Source organism: Clostridioides sp. GD02404, assembly GCF_045898275.1.
GTDB classification, from domain to species: domain Bacteria; phylum Bacillota; class Clostridia; order Peptostreptococcales; family Peptostreptococcaceae; genus Clostridioides; species Clostridioides difficile_A.
Genome location: NZ_JBJOCA010000001.1, coordinates 110,208 through 129,521, shown reverse-complemented (window position 1 = coordinate 129,521; position 19,314 = coordinate 110,208). Strand labels below are relative to the sequence as shown.

The window sequence follows — 19,314 nt, the reverse complement described above, 5'->3', positions numbered from 1 at the left end:
CACCTTTAAAATGTATCTATCATATATTTTATTTCTTTTAAAACAGGTGTCAGCCAGCCATCTTTAACTGTATTTCTTCTAAATAATGCTTTTAGTTTTATTTTTGATACTAAATGCTTATATGATATATCTATCATATATTTACTTTCTATCTCTTTATTAAAATAGATTGAATTCTCAAATATATAAAATTGAAATTTATCATCTAAATTATTAAAATTCTTATAACTACTACCATTTTCTGATATATCTGTTACATTTACAGTTTCTATTTCATAGTTAATATTACTAGTTAATGTATCTGTAACTTTTACATCACAATAATCAGCATCATATTCTGTAAATGGCCTATATTTAAGTTCAAAATTTGATTTATTTTTTCCATTAAAAGATTCTATAGTTGTTTCTAACTTTGATGATAAATCCACAGAATCACTACCAGCAACAGGTTTATAACTTATACTATATACTGCATTATAATCATAGTTAAATATTTGAATACAGTAAAAAAATCCAGTTTTTTGATTTTTATGTATATGAAACTCCTCACTATTTAAAGGTATCTCTTCTCCATCTTTCATTACTTTATAAATAATTTCTGCCTCAAATCTAAAATAAGCTCTAGTACTCCCTGTTATAAATAAAAGTTCAGATTCTATAATATCCTTATTAGTTGGTAATATAGGAATCCAGTCTTTAGTTTCTGGATTATCAGATGCAGTAATATAATATTCTATATCAGTAACGGTTTTTCCAAATGAATTTCTAGGATGTAATTCATCAGTTACTATCTGTACATTTTTTATATTGGAATTTAAATTTATAGACTTACTTGTATAAATACCTGTCCTATCAAAATGATTATTATAGCATCCTATATTATATAAACCATAGTTGTATTCATACTTTAAGACCATATGATTTAACTTGTCATTTCCGACTATTTTAGACAGTAACTCGTCATAAGAATAAGACAGTACTCTATCATTCATTTTTCGCCATAAAGAATTAACCATATTCCTATCATAATACACTGGTTTAAATATAGCTTTAGTTACTTCTTCTTTTCTATCATTTTTATTATTAAACCAAAGTAAACTTTTATTTATTTCAGTTGGATTATATACATATGTTTCTCTTATATAATGTTTCTGTGTAAATAATATGTATATTCTCTTACATATTATATCTGGAAACCTAAATGTAACCTTATCTTTTGTAAAAACACTTTTTAATGTTTTATCCTTATTATCTGGTGTTACTAGTTCTATCAATGCTTCATCTTCATCATCCGTCATTTTATATCTTATAGCTACTATATCAATAGGATATTTTGTAAATGGGGTAAGATTTATCTCATTTATTTTATTGATAGATTCAAAATTAAGTTCAAGATCACAAACTGCACCAGAGTCTATTCCATAAAAATAATTATCTCTTACATATATAGCTTGTGGTTTACTATTTTCAAATGAAACATTTAATGGAGCATCAGATAGTATTGTATCACTCCAAAATGAGTTTGGATTTCCATCTATAGCATTTTCAAGAGATGTTTCGTTATTGCAAGATTGTATAAATCCTTCCCCTAGCTGAAAGCTATAATTTAAACATGCTGTATATACTTTATTATCATACCTCAACATATTATCCCGTTTTAAAAATGGCAATGTTAACACGTTTTCATTTTCATCAAAATTAGCATAACACTTCTCTAGTATCCATTGCCCAGCTCTATCTTTTTGAATATTTCTACTTTTATCAAAGTTATTTGAATTTCTAAACCTCTCTATTATAAATTTAGACATATGTTTAAATGAAGTAGAATATCTACAACTCTCTAATTTATCTTTTATTTGATTTATCTTAGTTGTTATGCTATTTATATATGATGTACTGATACCATCATACTTTGATATCAATTCACTCATTGAGTTAACTACACCAAAACTGGTTAATAAATCTATATATAGTTCATTCATAGTCTTATTGATTGATTGAGATTTAATATTTACCTCATGCTCATTTAGACTTGATATTAGTGTATTATTTTTAATTTTCGTCTTAAATTCATTTTCTAAAATCTTTCTTTCTTCATCAGTTGAACAATTTGAAGCTATTTGACTTACAATTTCTTCTATAATCTCATCTTTTATTTTATTTATATTCAAGTCAGTACCTAGCATATTATATTCCAACCTTTAATTTATACTTTTCGCAACATTTATCAAGTATATCAATTAATTCATTTATAGCTGTTTGTACATCTTCCTTAGTTTTCATTATTTCAAATTCTACTCTGGTACCATCCCATTCTGATTTTTTCCAATTAGTTGGTCTAATACCTTCCTTTATCAACTTAATCCACAAAGATAATTTATGAACTTCATACATATTTTCATCCATTAGTTCTAGTTCTCTAGTTAACTTTTTTCCTATGATAACACCGCTTTCCATAATATACCCTTCCAAACTTTCTTTTGAAATGAAATATCTATCTTCCTCAAAATCTTGCACAAAATTTCCTCCTTTATCTATTTTGTTACTTTATGTTCATTCAGTATTTTTATCTTCTTTTATTTTTCCATTTATAAGTATTAAATCTTTATTAGTTATTATAACTTTATTTTCCTCAAATGATATTCCCTTTTTTAGTAAAAATGCTTCCAATAAATCTTGAGTTTGAGGTAATATAAATTCTTCTTTAACTCGTTGTATGACCTCATCTATAATTTGCTCTTTAGAACCCAGAACTTTTTTACCATCATATTCAAAATATCTTTGAATTACATTTATTAGATATGCATCAACTTTATCTAGCCCTTTTACATAAATGTTATCTTTTTTCTGTTGTATTCTCATATTTCACCAACTCACTATATTGTCTATATGTGTTACTATTTTTTCTTACTTATAACTTGCATTAATACTTTTTCGACTTCTTTATCACTATTTTCATAATCATCATATATAAGATAAATATCCTCTTTTTTATCTCCTGATACTGTTTCATAAATATTTATTGTATCTAAATTTCCTTCTTCACTATAATTAAGCAGTACATCTTCATTAGCACTGCTTACTTTTATTAACTTATCATCATTTTTAGAATCTCTTAATATAGTTGTTACATCATTTAAATCTGGATATTCAGTATTTGGAAGTCTTCCTAAATCTGGATTAATTAAACCCATTTGAGCTTCTGTAAAATCATCATTATATAAAAGTGCTATTGCATTAATTTCAGGGGATTCTCCTGCCAAATTTGACCATATCTTAGCTCTTATTTTTACAGTTTTAGGTATATCTTCCTCTTTTTGTATAGTATATGGTACAGTATTATTTGCTCTTATCTGAAATACTTCTTTTTTATCTGTTATTAGATAATATATTACTTCTGACCCTTCTGGTATATCTTGGTCCACCAGTAGAAAAAAATTATTTAATGACGAACTTTTATGTTCATGAGTATAAATATCAACTGAATTATATTCTCCAAAACTGCTACCTTCATTTAAAGATATACACGTTTTATCAAAATCAAATTTTATATTTATACTATTTAGTACATCAGAAAATTCCTTATTTTTAAATTCATTTATAAATAAGGAATTTGCATATCTATTATTATCAAAATTAAATAAAATTCTATCAAAAAACAAATTATCTGAATAGTAAGATATATCATTTTTAGATGAATTTTTAACTATTTCTTTATCAATACATAACTTATCTATTATATTTTTTCTTGAAACCTTAGTAAATTTTTCACTCATAGTTCACCTATAATATAGAGTGTTGCCCTGTCAAATATTCTTTATTAAAAACAGGTATTACACTATACTCACATTTATTTAAAGTTTTATGCACGTATTTTATTTTATCAACTTGATATTGTATCTCAATAAAGTCTGTAGGAGAAAGTTCCATATGAATATATAAAATTTTAAATTTAGAATTAAATGTATAACTATTTCTATCTAACTCTATATTATTTACACTAACTCTTATATATTTACTTACTACTCCACTTATCTGCTTGGATACATACCACTTTTGATTTGAATTATACTCTAGCATTTTACTTTCATTTAACAAAACTTCAACCTTTGGATTCGGTATTTCTGTTAATAAATATTTTTTCCACTTTTCTCCTATTTTTTCATTTACATATAATTTATAACTTGTACATTTTAAATTTTTTATCCTTGAAAAAGTTATTGTATTTTCCGTATATATCTTTGTAAGATTATTGATATTTTCATACATATGTATACCTACAATACAGCCACTACTGGGTCTGATATATTTCCTTTCTCATCATATAAATATATAGTGTAGTTGTACTTATTTGAATAAAAGCAGTAATCCTTTATTGACAAAAGTGGATATCTAGAATTTAATACGACCATCTCAATTGTATCATTATCTTCTATATTATTTATATAATCATTATAGTATTTGCCACCTTGCCTTATGTATATTTTAAATATCGTGGCATTTTCATCTTTCATGTCAACTGGTTTTTTCTGCTCATCTATACTTAAATTTGTTACATCTTTTCTGTAAATGAGCATTTTATCAATTAATATTTCAAATTTATCTTGAAATATTATTGGTTTACAATAGTCTGTTGATATGTTTTTGTATATGTTTTTCATCCTAAAAGCTCTAGATTTTCTATAAAATAATTCTCTTTTATTCTTATGCCATATATTTGGTAATTTCACATATCTTATTCCATCAGTTATTAAAGTGGAATCATCTGAATGTATCTCTTGACTAGTTATAGTCTTTATTACTTTACTATATAAGTCATCCTTATTGATATTTATATCTTTTGAAACTTTTTCTCTCTTTATCTCTTGCCATTTGGTTATTTTAATGTCATCCTCTTTTACTTCTAATACTTGAATTATTTCATCTGGATTTTCATATAATTCACAAACTCCTACATTTGATAGTTCTGAGATAGATCCATCTTGAAATTTACTTATTACTCTATACTCATATTTATTCTTTTGTTCTTCTTTTTTCTGGTAAAATAAGATGTAGTTTTTACATTCTATTGTAGATACTACTGGGTCAAATACTCCATGTGCATGTATATCTATATATGTAACTATATCTATAGAAAAATCTAAGGTAACTTTATTGTATTCAGCATTGGATTTTTTTATTAGAAATCCATTATTATTTCTAATCTTTATTATGTCGTCAATTTCATATTGTTCTGTTATAGTTCTATATGTCTCATATCCATTATAATCAGTTTTTTTCTTAAATAAAATTCTTGATATAGTTTGATATGAACTTAATTGTATTTCTATTTTTTCTTGAGGAACTGAGGATAAATCATTTTTTAAATTTACAATTAATTTTTTAAAAGGAATTACTATTTCAAATGGTAGCGTAAATTCAGTATATCCATTATATCCTTTTGGAAAATCATTTCTACTAAGTAAAAAATCTTTGATGTTAGTCGATTCTATGTCAGCATTTTCTTCTAATATTTCTATAATTGGGTCTTGATTATTTATGTACTCTTCTATTTCTGTTTCTGATGAAATATTTTTAAATCTATAAATATAGTGTAGTAAATTTCCTTCTGTAGATTTACATATATTTATTTTGGGATGTTCCAAATAAGCTCACCTCTTTTCTATTTTATTATTGTAAAACCACTTTCACTCTTAATATACCTTGCTTATACTCGAATTTGTTCAACATTTTTTATTATATTATCAATTTTTTATACAAATAAATTTTGCAATTTAAGTTTGCCACAAATAATATATAAGATTACTATAAAAGGGATTGTTTCAATTTTAATTAAAACAATCCCTTTATCCTAATATACTTACTATTTTTTTTGTGCTATTGGAGTCCATTCTGCTAGATATTTTTCACCAATAGTTGTATTACCATCACTTTTAGTACAAACATAAAGACCTATAGGGTATTTAGCATTCTCCGCATCTTTATCTTCTGTTTTTGTATCCAATATATGTTTTATCCATATATCACCTACTTTAGGTTTTTTAAATGGTTTATAATCTCCAGGGGGACAAAAAGATAGTATAAGTCTAGGACCTGGCATACCCTCTCCATCTCCAAAACGAATAGCGTTATTGAAAAACCACACACATCCACCATTTCCATCTTGAGGTCTATATGATAATATTCGTCTACCTTTCCTCTCAGTACCAGTATTATCTTTATACTCAATAGCTTCATCATATAAACAAAAATGGTCAACCTCTCCATCACTATCAGGATGTTGAGTATCCTTAATGTCTCCACGTAATGATATTTTTCTATCTCCTTCATCAGTTATAACTATCTTAGAATTCTGAATCATGGTTAAATCCCCATACATGGAATCCCCTCGTCTTTTGACATAATCTTTTTTAATATTTTTAATTTCATTTTCTATATTGATTATGTCTCTTTTTATATCATCAATATCATCCCTTAGTTCATCTAACTGCTCTTGAACATTAGTTCTTACCTCTTTAAGTTGAGCAAGTTCTCTAGTTGTAACTGAACTTTCACTAATACACTTATTAGTATCACTAACTAAAACTCTTGAGCCATTTCTTCTATAATCTGTATGTCTTTCCATATTATCATTTGAACAAAAAACATTTCCATTATCATCTGTCATAAGAATTTTTTTAGCATTATCACTTCCTTGAGCTATTACAACATAATAATCAAAAGTATCCCAAATTTCTTCTACTTCATTATCAATCTTATCCAATCTAGACTCATAATCATAATGTCTATGTCTAATATGAGAATATCTATTATCATAAATCGATTTTGGTTTTATAAAATGATTTGTCTCAGGAAGTCCAGATATTGTAATTGGACTTTGATATTGATGAACTATACAAGAACTAGACATATATGGTTGTATATGTACTTCTGTTTTTTCATCTATAGCTAAATATAATTCAAACTTATGAGTAACTATTTCCACACCATCAACTGTAGTAGAGTCTGACTTCACATGATACAATCTTAATACATCTATATCTCTTTGATAACTATCTCCTTCATGTTTATATGGTGGAAATTTTTCCGCTTTATAGTCATTTTTACTAGGGTCTGGAGGAGTCTTATAACCACTTAAATCAAGAGGTCTTTCATGTGCATGATTTTCACTTGGTGGTGTCATACTTGAATATGTTGAAACACTTTCCTCTATATTTAACTTTTCTATAGTTGCTTTTTCTTTATCTTCTATATTGTTATTTAAATGATTCTTTACATCATTATTTTTGTGTGTTGTTATTCTATCTTCTTTTGTTAAAGTTTCTTCAGAAGATAAATCTTCGTTTATAAATGGTAATTTTTCATCATGTAATGACACATAAAAAAACTTATTTGTACAAGTCCATCCATCCTTATTTTTGTTTGTAGGGTCTTCAAACAAACCAATATGAATATCCATAGTAGTTGGATTATTTCCTTTAAGAAGAGTTATGGAACCTCTAAATAGTGAGTTGTAAATTCCTTCTGTCATCATATCAGTATGGTCAAACTTCCCTATATTAGGCTTTGTGTAGTCTATGTAATCAGATGTAGATTTAACAAATTCATCAATATAATCTTCATTTTTCATTTTAGCTACCATGCTATTTGCAAATATACCTTGATATGGAAGTTTACCATCTGTAGAAAAATCAGGAGCATTTCCAACTCTTCTCGGAGTAAATGTAGCTATTTTGATATATCTTTTATTAGAAACCATTACAGCATGTTTGAAATGGTTGTATCCTAATCTATCTTTAAAATCAACAGCATGATATCCATCTAGACAATCTGCATTTAATCCACTATTAGGTCCTTGATTTAACTCGCTCCAAACTTTTTTATCGTTTAAAGTTAATTCACTTGTTATAATATTTAATCTTGGTTTATCTATCCACCAATCGAATTTAATATCACTTGCTCTAAAATTCATTTTTGCATACGAATATCCATCATTTAAGTCAGCATCTCCAAATGTAACTGATAACTTAACACCTTTGAAATCATGCAACTTCAATTCATTTGTAAGTAGTGTTGCTGAAGGTAAAACACCCAATAAAATCACCTCATTTAATCTAGTAATACATTTTTAAAGTTATATTTACTAATCATCTAATTTATTTGTTTTTTAACGAGTTTCATTTAAATATATTTTTTATGAATCTCAAATTATGTTATACATTATAGTTCACATTTTCTATCCATATACTTGGTCTGATATGTTTTTGATTGTCTATATTTTTATGGACTTCTATGCTAGTTTGAGGCAATTCCTCATCTCCTATTACATCTACAAATTCAATAATAGGATAACTACCATAGGCAGCCCATTTTTGAACAGCTTTTTTAATATCTTCTTCAGAAAACCTTCCACCATTTTTATAAAGTAACTTACTATCTATTCTTATTATAATTACAGAGTTTTCTTGATATGGTTTACCATCAAGTGTACCAATATCTAAATAATAATCGCTTTCAGGCTCTAAATCTCGACGAAGTCTATCTTCCATTTCTTTGATAATACCTCCACCTCTTAATCTAGTATCTATTAGATTTGTAGACTTTAGCGAGGTGTGATGTCTTACAAAAATTCTACCTATATGTAAATCGAATGGTTCTAAGGCTTCTTGATTATCAAATTTATGATATACACAAAAATAGTTGTCTTTTAGAATATCACCTGTCCCTCTATCTATTATTCTCATCGGCTTTAAAAAGAAATGGATTGTTCGATTAAATAAATCATATGAGTTTCTCATTTCATTTATCTCATTTGAAGTGTCTGTATAAAAACTATACATATTTGGATTTAAATTTAAATCTATAATTTTACTATTTTTATCTTGATTTTTATAATAGCCTCTATAATGAAGGTTTTTTTCTTCATAGCTATAATCTACTAGTATTTTATCATTGTCACTTATTGAATCATTAATTTCTATAAATCCATACTTGAAATTAAATCCTTTTATTTCAAGTTCTTTTTTATTGTTATCACTTAATATCTTATAAACTCTTAAATTAGTTGGTTTCCAACTATTATCTACTTTTATATACATTGGAGTATTCTTTACTTTAATAGTATTATTTCCAACAAAACTTCCCTTTTCTTCAGATATATCAATGTATGGCTTCCCATATTTTCCAAATATTTGTAAGTCGTATTCTGGTATAGAATATATAAGTTCTATTGTTTTATCAATTCTTTCGTATTTTTTACTGAAATAAGCATATTTAATGGTTGGGAACCATCCTTTTAAAGGTTCTTTTTCTAGAGGTGTTCCCACAATAATTTGATTTATGTTTCTACATACTACTGAATATCCTTTATAAACTTTTCCATTAGCTGACTTATATATAGAATCTTTATCTAAGGTTCTAGTGTTTTTATTATTTCCAATAATACTTGAATTTTGTTCTGGAAATCCAGTATCTTCATATGTTCTCCCATATATAAATCCATTTCCATCTGATGCTGTATATATCAAAGTTTTATCCTTTGAATACATGGTATTTAAATTTTGAATATTATATTTAACTCTAAAAGTTGAATTTTCATTTATTTTGTCTCTATCTTCATCAGATGAATACTTCATAAATATATCTCTTGCTGTCATATATCCGTTTGTATCCTTTTCAGATATAATCATATCTTCATTCTTAAAACTATCGAGTTCTGAATATAATGCATATTTTTTATTTATTATTTCCTTTGTAATAGGTGCTATTTCCAAATCATCAGCCACTATAATATATTCAATTTGTATTTTGGCTCTTTTATCCTCTAATATTTCATATTCGAACACTTCTATAGAAGACTTATTTGTTATGCCTTGAAACCTATTCACTTTATACGACTCTAAGTCACAACATTGAACTGGATTTATTTTTTCAAGTATTCCTACTTTGATTTCTAAAGGATTTACACTGTCTTTTCTATAAGCTTCTTCTGACAAACCATCATACATAACATATATAGGATTTTCTATAGTTGGAATAAATGATGTATATATATATGTATCATATACATTTTCATATTTAGTTTCTTCTATAAAGACCTTATACTTAAATTTATTTTCATCTATTGGATAATTATTTCCTGAAACAAGACTTATGTTTTCTGAATTATACAGACCATTTATATCTAATCCAACATTATCATAAATTTTGTACTTTAACTTATATTTGTAATACAATGGAACATTGTCCTTAAATTTATTTGTTATATAAAATAAATCATCATCTACCAAATATTCTCCATTAATCTTATGTAAAAGACCACTTTCATCTGGATACATTATTATTTCCTTTGCCTGTTCTGGATATAGATTTGATATCTCATCTTTTTTATTTACAACACCACTGTACTTAGCTGACCCATTATATAATACCTTTAATTTCCTAACTAAACCTTCATATCGCGTATATGCATTATAAGTTTTGGGATTATAGTCAATCAATTCATTCTCAGTTTCAACAAAATTTACAGCTTCGAATATCGAATTTGTCAGATTTAAAACACCATATCTGTCACCATCATTGTATATCTTATCTATAGGCACTCTTTTTGCTAATAGACCTTGAAATTCCTCATGTTGAACTTTATGTTCTGGCTTGAAATCAGTGATAGTAGATTCATCCCACATAACAAAGTCTCTGTATAAAATTCCCCAATATCCTTCTAATTCTGTACCTTTTTCACCATCAAACTCAATAGTCTCTGGAAAATAGTCTTCATTTTTTGTAGCTAAGTTTCTTTTATGAATCCAATCATCAACAAAATGCAATGTTACATTATTGGTATTGGTTTCTATTACAGAAACAGTATCATCTAGAGATGCTGTTGTATTATAATAATAGGCTAAATTTACTGCTCCATTTGGAATATTTCTTCCAAGTTTAATAGATTTATTACCTTTATTATCGATTTCCTTATGCACTTTTGTATTGGAAAATAAATCTCCCGATATACATTCTTCTTTTTCCAAAATAGATTCATATTTTGGTGCTTGCGGATAATCTATAGTAGGTATTTTGAAATCAGGCGTACTTATATCAGGTCTTTGATTTACTACAATATCATCTTTAGGATTATATTCGGTTGCAATTGTTCTTGCATGCCAAACTATATAAACTATTTCTCTTGTAGGTGAATCAATATTGTATTCTTTATTTACAAAGTTTTTAAATATAATTTTTCCATATTCATTCCCTAAAAACTTCTTATTTTTTATAAAGGATATATTGGCACTGTTAATTACTTTTATACTTGCTCCATTATTTACTATATCGTTCTTAACTTTAGTCACTATCTCAACCTTACAATCATATAAAGGGTATGGTATTACACTAAAGTTATTTATAGCATCATTAGTTTCAACACATTTCTGAACCTCCCATGACTAAAGTCACAGGGTTCCTGCTTCACAGAATTTTGCATATAAAATACGTCTTACCAATTCTCCACAAGCTATCCCCGTAGTTCCTACGGTTCTTACATAAGTTATTTATTTTGAACTGTTATTAGTCTTAATCCTTCTTTTAATATATTTATACTTGCATTTATATCTCTATCATGAGTTTCATTACAACAAGGACAAATCCATTCTCTTATATTTAAGTTTTTAACTTCCTCGTTTTTGTACCCACATTTATTGCATATTTGTGAACTTGCAAAGAATTTACCTACCTTTACAATTTTTCTACTATACCAATTAGCCTTGTATTCTAATTGACGAATAAATTCTGACCATGACACATCAGAAATTAAGCGAGATAGTTTACGATTTCTAGTCATATTCTTTACTTGTAAATCTTCTATGCAAATAATATCATTCTCTTGTATTAATTTAGTAGATAGTTTTTGTAGAAAATCCTTCCTTTGATTAGCTATATGTTCTTGAAGTCTTGCAACTTTTAATCTTGCTTTATTTCTATTTAAACTACCAATTGTTTTTCTCGATAATTCTCTTTGTAATTTAGCAAGTTTATTTAATGACTTCTTAAGATACTTAGGATTTTCTATAAATTCTCCACAACTTGAGATACAAAATTCTTTAATTCCTAAATCTAAACCTATCTGATTATTAGTATTTTCAAATGCTTCAATATCTATATCAGTACAACATAATGATACATAATATTTACCACTTGGTTCTTTGGATATAGTAGCATTAAGTATTCTTCCTTGAGGTACTTGTTTATCCCTTACTTTAACCATACCAAGTTTAGGTAATTTTATATATTGACTAAAGTACATAATATTTCCATTTGTAAAGTTAGTTCTATATGAAAATCTATTAGTTTTCTTTGATTTAAATTTAGGAAATCCTGCATTTTCTTTAAAGAATTTTTTATATGCGTTTTCTAAATCTTTTAAGGTGTTTTGTAGTGAAAATTTGTCAGGTTCTTTAAGCCACTCTAATTCTTTTTTTAAATTGGTCAAATCAGAACTACACTGTTTATAAGTAAAAGTTTCTTTATCGCTTTCATAAACTTCTATTTTTTTAGCAAGATATTTATTATATACAAATCTACAACATCCAAAAGTTTTGTTAATTAACTCTTGCTGTTTTTTATTTGGATACATTCTAAACTTATATGCTTTTTCCACTACTACCACCTCACTTTACTTGCTTTTTCTGATTATTAATATATCTTCTTATCTGTTCTTCTGTATTTTCTGATACAGTAGCAACGAAATAACTAGGATTCCAAAGATGTCCTCCCCATAATTTCTTTTTCAACTGTTCTCCATATTTTTTCATTAACAACCTTGCCGATACACCTTTTAATGCTTTTATCATATCTGGTATATAGTGTTGTGGTGAACAATTTATTAGTAAATGTATGTGGTCTTTATCGCTATTACATTCTAATATTTGAAATTTATTATCTTTAGCTATTTTGTTTAATATATTAATTAAATCTTCTTCAATTTCATTTGTTAATACTGGATGTCTATATTTTACACACCATACTATATGGTATTGTACTAAATACACATACCCTCTACCATGAGTCACTTCCATTTTTCATCACCCACCATAATATTAACATATGTAATTACCTAAAACAAGTATTTTTAAGGTTTTTATATTTATTTTTAAATAACATATGTAAGAACCGTAAGTCCTAACTTTTATCATTTTTGAGGTTGTCGTTCACATAAGTTCGCTACTACCTATGCAGTTCTCTTATGAACTTCTTACACTTTCATGTAAGCACAGACTATATCTTATCCTTCGGCATTATCCGTTAAGGTCTACCCACTTCCACTACCAATAACTTGTAGTGTACTTCCCTCAAGAGGAATAGTCGTTGAAGTTTCTCCTATTCGGAGTTTACCTGCTGATTGCCCATTTTAAAGTACTTAGGGTTTAACCTTATACCATCTAACCAATTTTTTCTACTTTCGTAACTTTCACACTTAGGTTTATTTCATCCTTATGTTTTAGTTTGGTTAGCTTTAGGGGTTTCCAGCAATTCAAGTAGTATTGGATAGGTTCTATCCTATCTCTACATATAAGTTTCCCTATATGCTGACTATTTTAGCTACTAACTCATGACTAAAGTCACGAGTGTGCGTAGCTATTTTTTAATCAATATTAAATTCTTTATCTGTTGAACTATAAACTACTGTGGTTGGTAACTCTATAGATTGGTCAACATTGCTTGATATATTCACATTTACTCTATCTTCTTGTTCATCATCAAAATATATTTCTATAAATCTTTCTTTTGAATTTATAGGTACTATTTTTTGCTCAATTAAAATATCGATTGTTTGAATATATGTCATACCATTTTCTAATTTCACAACAAAGTCAAAAGAGTCTTCTCCTATGTATAAATCATTTGCAGAATAATTAAAATAAATTATATTGTTTGAAATATTAAAAGTAACATCTCCAGCTAATTTTAAAAAAGTCTCTTCTTCAATAGAGCCTTTTTTATATGCATCTCCTAAAGAATTTATTTGACCATCATTTATCAGAATAGCTCCTTGAAGGTTAGACCCATTTGTAATCTTATAATTTAATGTTTTCAGTTTACTAATATCCATAAAACATTCCCCTTTTGTAACTTATCTATATTTTTCTATTTACTATATTAATTTCATCTTTAGCATTTTCATTGGCAATTGCTTTTATAACATCTATACAATTGCCTGTCCAACTTGTATAAATACATGCAATTATTCCATTAATATCAGTTCTATCATTTAATTTTTCTATTGTTCCAAGAGCAGCTTCTACGTTTACAGATGCACCTTCAATTGGATTATTATATTTATCTGTTACTGATATTAAGATGCTTATATCATCTTTTCCATTTGCAAATATAAAGTTGTTTTCTGAGTAAATCTTTAAAAAGTAAGGTTCTAAAGTATAGTCTGATATGTATATATATCCATTGTATAGGGTATTGTAGATTGGATTTAATGATATATGCTTTAATTCTTTTAGTGAAGATGTTTTATGAGTTTCAAAATATACCTTCACCTTAGTTGGGTATTTTTCTTCAAATTTATGCAATTTTATTTCAACTTCATCTTTTTCATAGTCATATAAAGCTATAAAAGAGTTATTCATTTTGTATCTAACATTTATTGTACTTCCTTTAGGAATTTCCTTTTCAAAAACTACAACATTATTTTCAATATTATAGTTATTCATTGATATATCATTTATTGTAATCTCTATGGTTGTCTCATCTATACCTATATTTTGTAAGTATAAAGTTTTAAATCCTAGAGATTCAAATTTTTCTTCATTTTCAAGTGAATATTCTCCTGTTTTACTTATAAAAAATACTTGAGTATATGGTTCCTCTATTCCAATTTCATATATAATAATAGGTGAATATTGTTGTGGTATAGGAGACATTCTTATAGTTTTAGTATATGGAACCTTAAATATTATTCCATCTTGGTCTAATTCTGCTATAAAATCATTTTGAGATACATATAATGATTGTGCTTTTAATGGTTTTTTAGTTATTTTACCTTCACCATCATATAAAAGATTATATTCTTCAGAATATACATCTACTTTGGTAAATTTTATACTTTGAATATTTTCTACTTTGAAATCATTTGCTTTTGCGACTGCCTCTGCATATTCCTCAATATTTTTTATAATTGTATATTGTTGGGTATCATATGGTAGATTATATGATGTTATATTTTCATATTTAGATGAGTGTTCTGTAGGATTATAAGTGGCTTTAACTTGTATATTTCCTATCGCAGGTACAAATGTTTCTAAATTCATTCCTGTATACTCATATCTTCCAACTTTTAGATTTAAACTATATAATTTTGCTCCCTCTTTCAAAACAATTTTAAATCTCACAAATCTCTTAGTTTCAATCTTTGTATTATTTTCTACTTGAATCCATTTATCTGAGTTTAGTTTTCCTTCTAGATTAATCAACACATTATCATCCTGTATATAAAATTCTACTTTTCCATCAAACTTCATTGCTGGCATTATATATCTTAAATCTGCTGATTCTTCTACTGTATCTCCTAAATCAATTATATTAGTTATAGATACTGAAATAGAATTATCTGATAATGGCATCAATACTTCTTCTCTATAATAAAAATTGAAACTCAAGAAAGAGTCAATAAAATTTCTCCAATCAGACTCACATTCATAAATTAATTCTCGATGTTGTAGTTTAGGCATTTTAGACGGTTTGAGTACAAATCTTAATTTAAATACTTTGCATAGTATTAAATTTTGAGGAATGGGTTGTCCATAAATCAATTTAACTGGTTGCATCCATTCTCCATAAATATCGTTATGCCCTACATAATATACATCTACAGTACTGAATAGACTAGATTTTTGTATCCATGATATTTCTTGAATGGATGTAGGTTTTTTGTTGAATACAAATGGTGTTGTTTCATAAATATATTCATCAAGAAAGTCATAATAATAATCGTTATAACATTTTGTTGGTTTTGGCCACAGCATATTATCTTTGTAGAAAAATTTTGAACTGTCAAGTAATAAGTCTTTTTTATTAGTTTTTCTAATATCGTATCTTTCAAATTTTCCTTCTGACTCTGATACATTCAATGTAACTTTTATTAATACTCTAAATTTATTAAAAGCATCCTGTAATACTTTTTCTTGACCATTCATATTGCATTTATTATATAAATAATACTCATCTTGATTATAATAATAATATCCATTATGTATACTTGGACACCAACGTGCTAAAGCATTTTGTAATGTCCTTAAAGACACAATTATAATATCATCAATATGACCATATCTTATAGTAAGCACTTTGGGATAATCTAAAATCACCACATCACTTATACTAGCTTCCACTACAAGCTCAAACCTCTTATACTCAGTTGAATTTAAATTAAATTCTGTAAGACCATATATATAAGTGTGTTTTCTATTATCATCAATTATGAATTCCCCTCTATCAACTTGTCCTAAAAACTCCTTATATTCAGTTGAATCTGCAATTATAGAATCTGAATAAAATTTTATTTTATCTCCATTGATTAGAGTATAATTCTCTTCGTCTACTTGATTTTCAAATTCATATAAAACATAAGCTTCTTCTGGGCTAAATTTTTCTATGATACAATAATATTTTCTATCATAAACATCAATAGAAGCTTCAAAGGGTGGAGCTGTATCCATCATATCTTTTTTACCATTTTCTGATACCTGAAAATCTCCATTTATAACTCCAACAAGCGAATCATATTCTAATGGTGGAAATATCTCTATATACTCTTTTTGTCTTGTAACTTCTATAGCTTTTATACACACCTTATGGTCAAAATAACCATATTCACTAAATTCAACCCTATTATCATTTTCATTATCTTCTAAAAAATCCCTATATCCATGCGTATATGAATATATTCTTACTGGTCCTTTTATATCATAAACTTCTATATCAAATTTATATCGCTTTGAATAATCCTTATTTTTTAATTCTGGCATCAAACTATATAAATAAATATCTGCTACTTGAGTATATTCATCAAATATATAATCTAAAGTTAGTTCAGATGTGTAAGTTGGTCCAAATGGTTCTCCTTCAATTTTTTCCCCAATTGAAGATACTTCTCTTGCACTTACTTTCACTCTTACTTTAGAATCATAAGTTATATAATTAGTTTTTGCTTCCATCTTATATCTATAATAAAATTTTATAGTGTTGTATTTCACTTTGTTACTTGCTCTTATTCCATATATTTTATTTAACAGTTTAAATGTCTTTTTATATGTAGTATCTTCTGATTTATATAACTTACAATCATTATAATCTCCTATTCCAGATTGAAAAGCTTTCATTCTACTTGCTATATTAGTATTTATATGTGGAACCATTTCCACTCTTTCTGGCAATTCAAATTTAGTATGATTTGGTATTTCATTTTCTTTCATAATTGTACTCTTTTCTTCTTCCATCTTTTCACCTCCAGTCTACTTTTTATAATATCCATATTTTGAAAAACCTTTTATACTTGAGTCAAGAAATGTTGGTAAAAACGAAAAACTATTGTCATAATCTTCATCTTCTCTTACCCATATATCTTCATCATACTTAAAATCATTCCAAAAAATTGAAGTATCTTCTTTTATCTTTGTTACATAATCAATTAATAACTTGGTTGGGGTTGCATCTGAATTATATAGTTCTATACTTAATTTTTTATTATTTATATCTACTAATTCATACATTTCAAGACTCTTTATAAAAGAAACAACTGATGAATGATTTTTTTTATCAGGATTTCCTTTTAATAGAATTTCTCCTGTAGAAGTGATGTAAACATCATCTAAAGTTATTAAATTGTTATCTACTAATATAGTATTTACCAAAACCATCTTTTCAGATATAACAAAATCTTTACTCATATCTTTCCATTCTTTTACTTCTCTAATTCCAAGCTCTCTTGAAATTCCATTGGCAAGACCTCGTTTTGTGGAATTAGCTGGATTTTTAAAAACATCAAGAATTCTAAGCTTATATTCATGGTTCTTTTCTCCTTTAAGCCTAGAACATCCTACTAAAGAACCAAACTCATCAAAAAAATTCCATACATGATGTAAATTTAACTCAAATAAAAATTCTTTATTATTGCACTTTACTTTTATTTTCCCAAAAGGCAAATCTTCTTCTTTATCATATGATTCTCTAACATAAATTACTTTTTTCTTTTTATCAATAAAATAATAATCTGGCTGACTTATGTTGTTTTCTAAATTTTTTTCATTTTTCTTTATTCCAAAAAAAGTATACAAATCCCAACTTCTTTCAAGTATAAGTTGATTTGTATACACCATAGAAATATTATTTACATTAAAGTTGCTTGGTAATAAAACTTTATATACCAAATCGATAAAATCCTCATCTGCTGACTCAATATAGATTTGCTTTGAAGCATAAAGCAATATTTCTTCTATTTCATCTAACTCCATGCCAAAGATATTTAAAAACTCAATCCCAATAGATTTGTTAGGGTTTTTCTTCATTTCAAACCAAAAGGGAAGCATTGATCTTATTTTTTCTGTATATCTTGCAAAATCACTTTCTTTCATTTAGATAATCACTCCTCTAAACTTAAGCCCTACTAAATCTCCATTTAAATTATTTAATGTTTTATTTGCATCAAACATAATATCATTCATTACAAATAGAAGTGTGTCAAATACTGTTATAGACTTATTGTATATATCTGTATAAAAAGCAGATACACAAATTTCTTGAATCCTAGCAACTATTTCCTGTTGCCTATCTGAATTCCAATGATTATACTTATCCATTACTATATCAAGTACATTTACTTCTTCTTGTGAATAGCAATTGCTATCTTTATAAAAACTTTTCAAATCAGCAATAATATTATTTAATGTGTAAACACTCTCTGTATATAATTCATCTGTATCCACAATCTTTCCAGAATCCACTTTTTTACATAGTTTTAAAGCATGAATTTTAAATATATTCATATGATTAATTAATATTTCTCTAAAAACAGCCTCTTTTCCCTTATTTTCAAGTGTAAAATGTATTTTTATAATATTTTTATTTAGCTCTATTTTTTTAAATATTGGATGCGAATACAACATTAACTGATTATTTTTGGCTCTATACTGTTCTTTATTCTTTATCTTATATTTTTTTCTACCTAAGTAAGCTCCAACTACAGTGATAATTGCAGTTATAATTGCTACAAAACTCTTTATTAATTCCAAATATACGTTTTCAGTCATTATG

14 protein-coding genes are annotated in these 19,314 nt (G+C 26.6%); all 14 read right to left on the bottom strand.

Features of this window, described 5'->3' with window-relative positions; translation table 11 throughout:
- Positions 1–5 precede the first annotated feature (5 nt).
- Positions 6–2,198, bottom strand: coding sequence for a hypothetical protein (locus Q3287_RS00550; protein WP_407963327.1), 2,193 nt, complete (start codon positions 2,196–2,198; stop codon positions 6–8).
- Complete coding sequence (locus Q3287_RS00545; RefSeq protein ID WP_169469974.1) at positions 2,188–2,517, bottom strand: hypothetical protein; 330 nt, start codon at positions 2,515–2,517, stop codon at positions 2,188–2,190. The genes Q3287_RS00550 and Q3287_RS00545 overlap by 11 nt, the downstream gene beginning before the upstream one ends.
- Before the next feature lie 36 nt (positions 2,518–2,553).
- Positions 2,554–2,862, bottom strand: a complete 309-nt coding sequence (locus Q3287_RS00540) for a hypothetical protein (RefSeq protein ID WP_074179676.1) — start codon at positions 2,860–2,862, stop codon at positions 2,554–2,556.
- A gap of 35 nt (positions 2,863–2,897) precedes the next feature.
- Positions 2,898–3,776: a hypothetical protein gene (locus Q3287_RS00535; protein WP_054277039.1), complete on the bottom strand. Its 879-nt coding sequence runs from the start codon at positions 3,774–3,776 to the stop codon at positions 2,898–2,900.
- Between the two features lie 7 nt (positions 3,777–3,783).
- Positions 3,784–4,269: a hypothetical protein gene (locus Q3287_RS00530; RefSeq protein ID WP_054270746.1), complete on the bottom strand. Its 486-nt coding sequence runs from the start codon at positions 4,267–4,269 to the stop codon at positions 3,784–3,786.
- Positions 4,270–4,277: 8 nt separating this feature from the next.
- Positions 4,278–5,645 carry a hypothetical protein gene (locus Q3287_RS00525; RefSeq protein WP_407963326.1) on the bottom strand — a complete coding sequence of 456 codons (1,368 nt, stop codon included), beginning with the start codon at positions 5,643–5,645 and terminating at the stop codon, positions 4,278–4,280.
- A gap of 218 nt (positions 5,646–5,863) precedes the next feature.
- Entirely contained in the window at positions 5,864–8,095 is a 2,232-nt protein-coding gene (locus Q3287_RS00520) for a hypothetical protein (protein WP_407963325.1), read from the bottom strand.
- Between the two features lie 118 nt (positions 8,096–8,213).
- On the bottom strand, positions 8,214–11,348 hold the full coding sequence (locus Q3287_RS00515) for a hypothetical protein (protein WP_407963324.1): 3,135 nt from the start codon (positions 11,346–11,348) through the stop codon (positions 8,214–8,216).
- A gap of 194 nt (positions 11,349–11,542) precedes the next feature.
- A complete protein-coding gene (gene tnpB / locus Q3287_RS00510; protein ID WP_407963323.1) occupies positions 11,543–12,661 on the bottom strand; it encodes an IS200/IS605 family element RNA-guided endonuclease TnpB in 1,119 nt (372 codons plus the stop codon).
- Between the two features lies 1 nt (position 12,662).
- Positions 12,663–13,070: an IS200/IS605 family transposase gene (gene tnpA, locus Q3287_RS00505; protein WP_223153174.1), complete on the bottom strand. Its 408-nt coding sequence runs from the start codon at positions 13,068–13,070 to the stop codon at positions 12,663–12,665.
- A 566-nt stretch (positions 13,071–13,636) separates the two neighbouring features.
- Positions 13,637–14,104 carry a hypothetical protein gene (locus Q3287_RS00500; RefSeq protein WP_407963322.1) on the bottom strand — a complete coding sequence of 156 codons (468 nt, stop codon included), beginning with the start codon at positions 14,102–14,104 and terminating at the stop codon, positions 13,637–13,639.
- Positions 14,105–14,129: 25 nt separating this feature from the next.
- A complete protein-coding gene (locus Q3287_RS00495) occupies positions 14,130–17,501 on the bottom strand; it encodes an Ig-like domain-containing protein (protein ID WP_407963321.1) in 3,372 nt (1,123 codons plus the stop codon).
- A 15-nt stretch (positions 17,502–17,516) separates the two neighbouring features.
- Positions 17,517–18,635, bottom strand: a complete 1,119-nt coding sequence (locus Q3287_RS00490) for a hypothetical protein (protein ID WP_407963320.1) — start codon at positions 18,633–18,635, stop codon at positions 17,517–17,519.
- Positions 18,636–19,310, bottom strand: coding sequence for a hypothetical protein (locus Q3287_RS00485; RefSeq protein WP_054277045.1), 675 nt, complete (start codon positions 19,308–19,310; stop codon positions 18,636–18,638).
- Between the last annotated feature and the right edge of the window lie 4 nt (positions 19,311–19,314).

Excerpts from the sequence above, each read along its gene's own strand:
- Q3287_RS00540 (WP_074179676.1), bottom strand. The coding sequence starts at position 2,862 with ATGAGAATACAACAGAAAAAAGATAACATTTATGTAAAAGGGCTAGAT.
- Q3287_RS00535 (WP_054277039.1), bottom strand. The coding sequence starts at position 3,776 with ATGAGTGAAAAATTTACTAAGGTTTCAAGAAAAAATATAATAGATAAG.
- Q3287_RS00530 (WP_054270746.1), bottom strand. The coding sequence starts at position 4,269 with ATGTATGAAAATATCAATAATCTTACAAAGATATATACGGAAAATACA.
- tnpA (WP_223153174.1), bottom strand. The coding sequence starts at position 13,070 with ATGGAAGTGACTCATGGTAGAGGGTATGTGTATTTAGTACAATACCAT.
- Q3287_RS00500 (WP_407963322.1), bottom strand. The coding sequence starts at position 14,104 with ATGGATATTAGTAAACTGAAAACATTAAATTATAAGATTACAAATGGG.
- Q3287_RS00495 (WP_407963321.1), bottom strand. The coding sequence starts at position 17,501 with ATGGAAGAAGAAAAGAGTACAATTATGAAAGAAAATGAAATACCAAAT.
- Q3287_RS00490 (WP_407963320.1), bottom strand. The coding sequence starts at position 18,635 with ATGAAAGAAAGTGATTTTGCAAGATATACAGAAAAAATAAGATCAATG.
- Q3287_RS00485 (WP_054277045.1), bottom strand. The coding sequence starts at position 19,310 with ATGACTGAAAACGTATATTTGGAATTAATAAAGAGTTTTGTAGCAATT.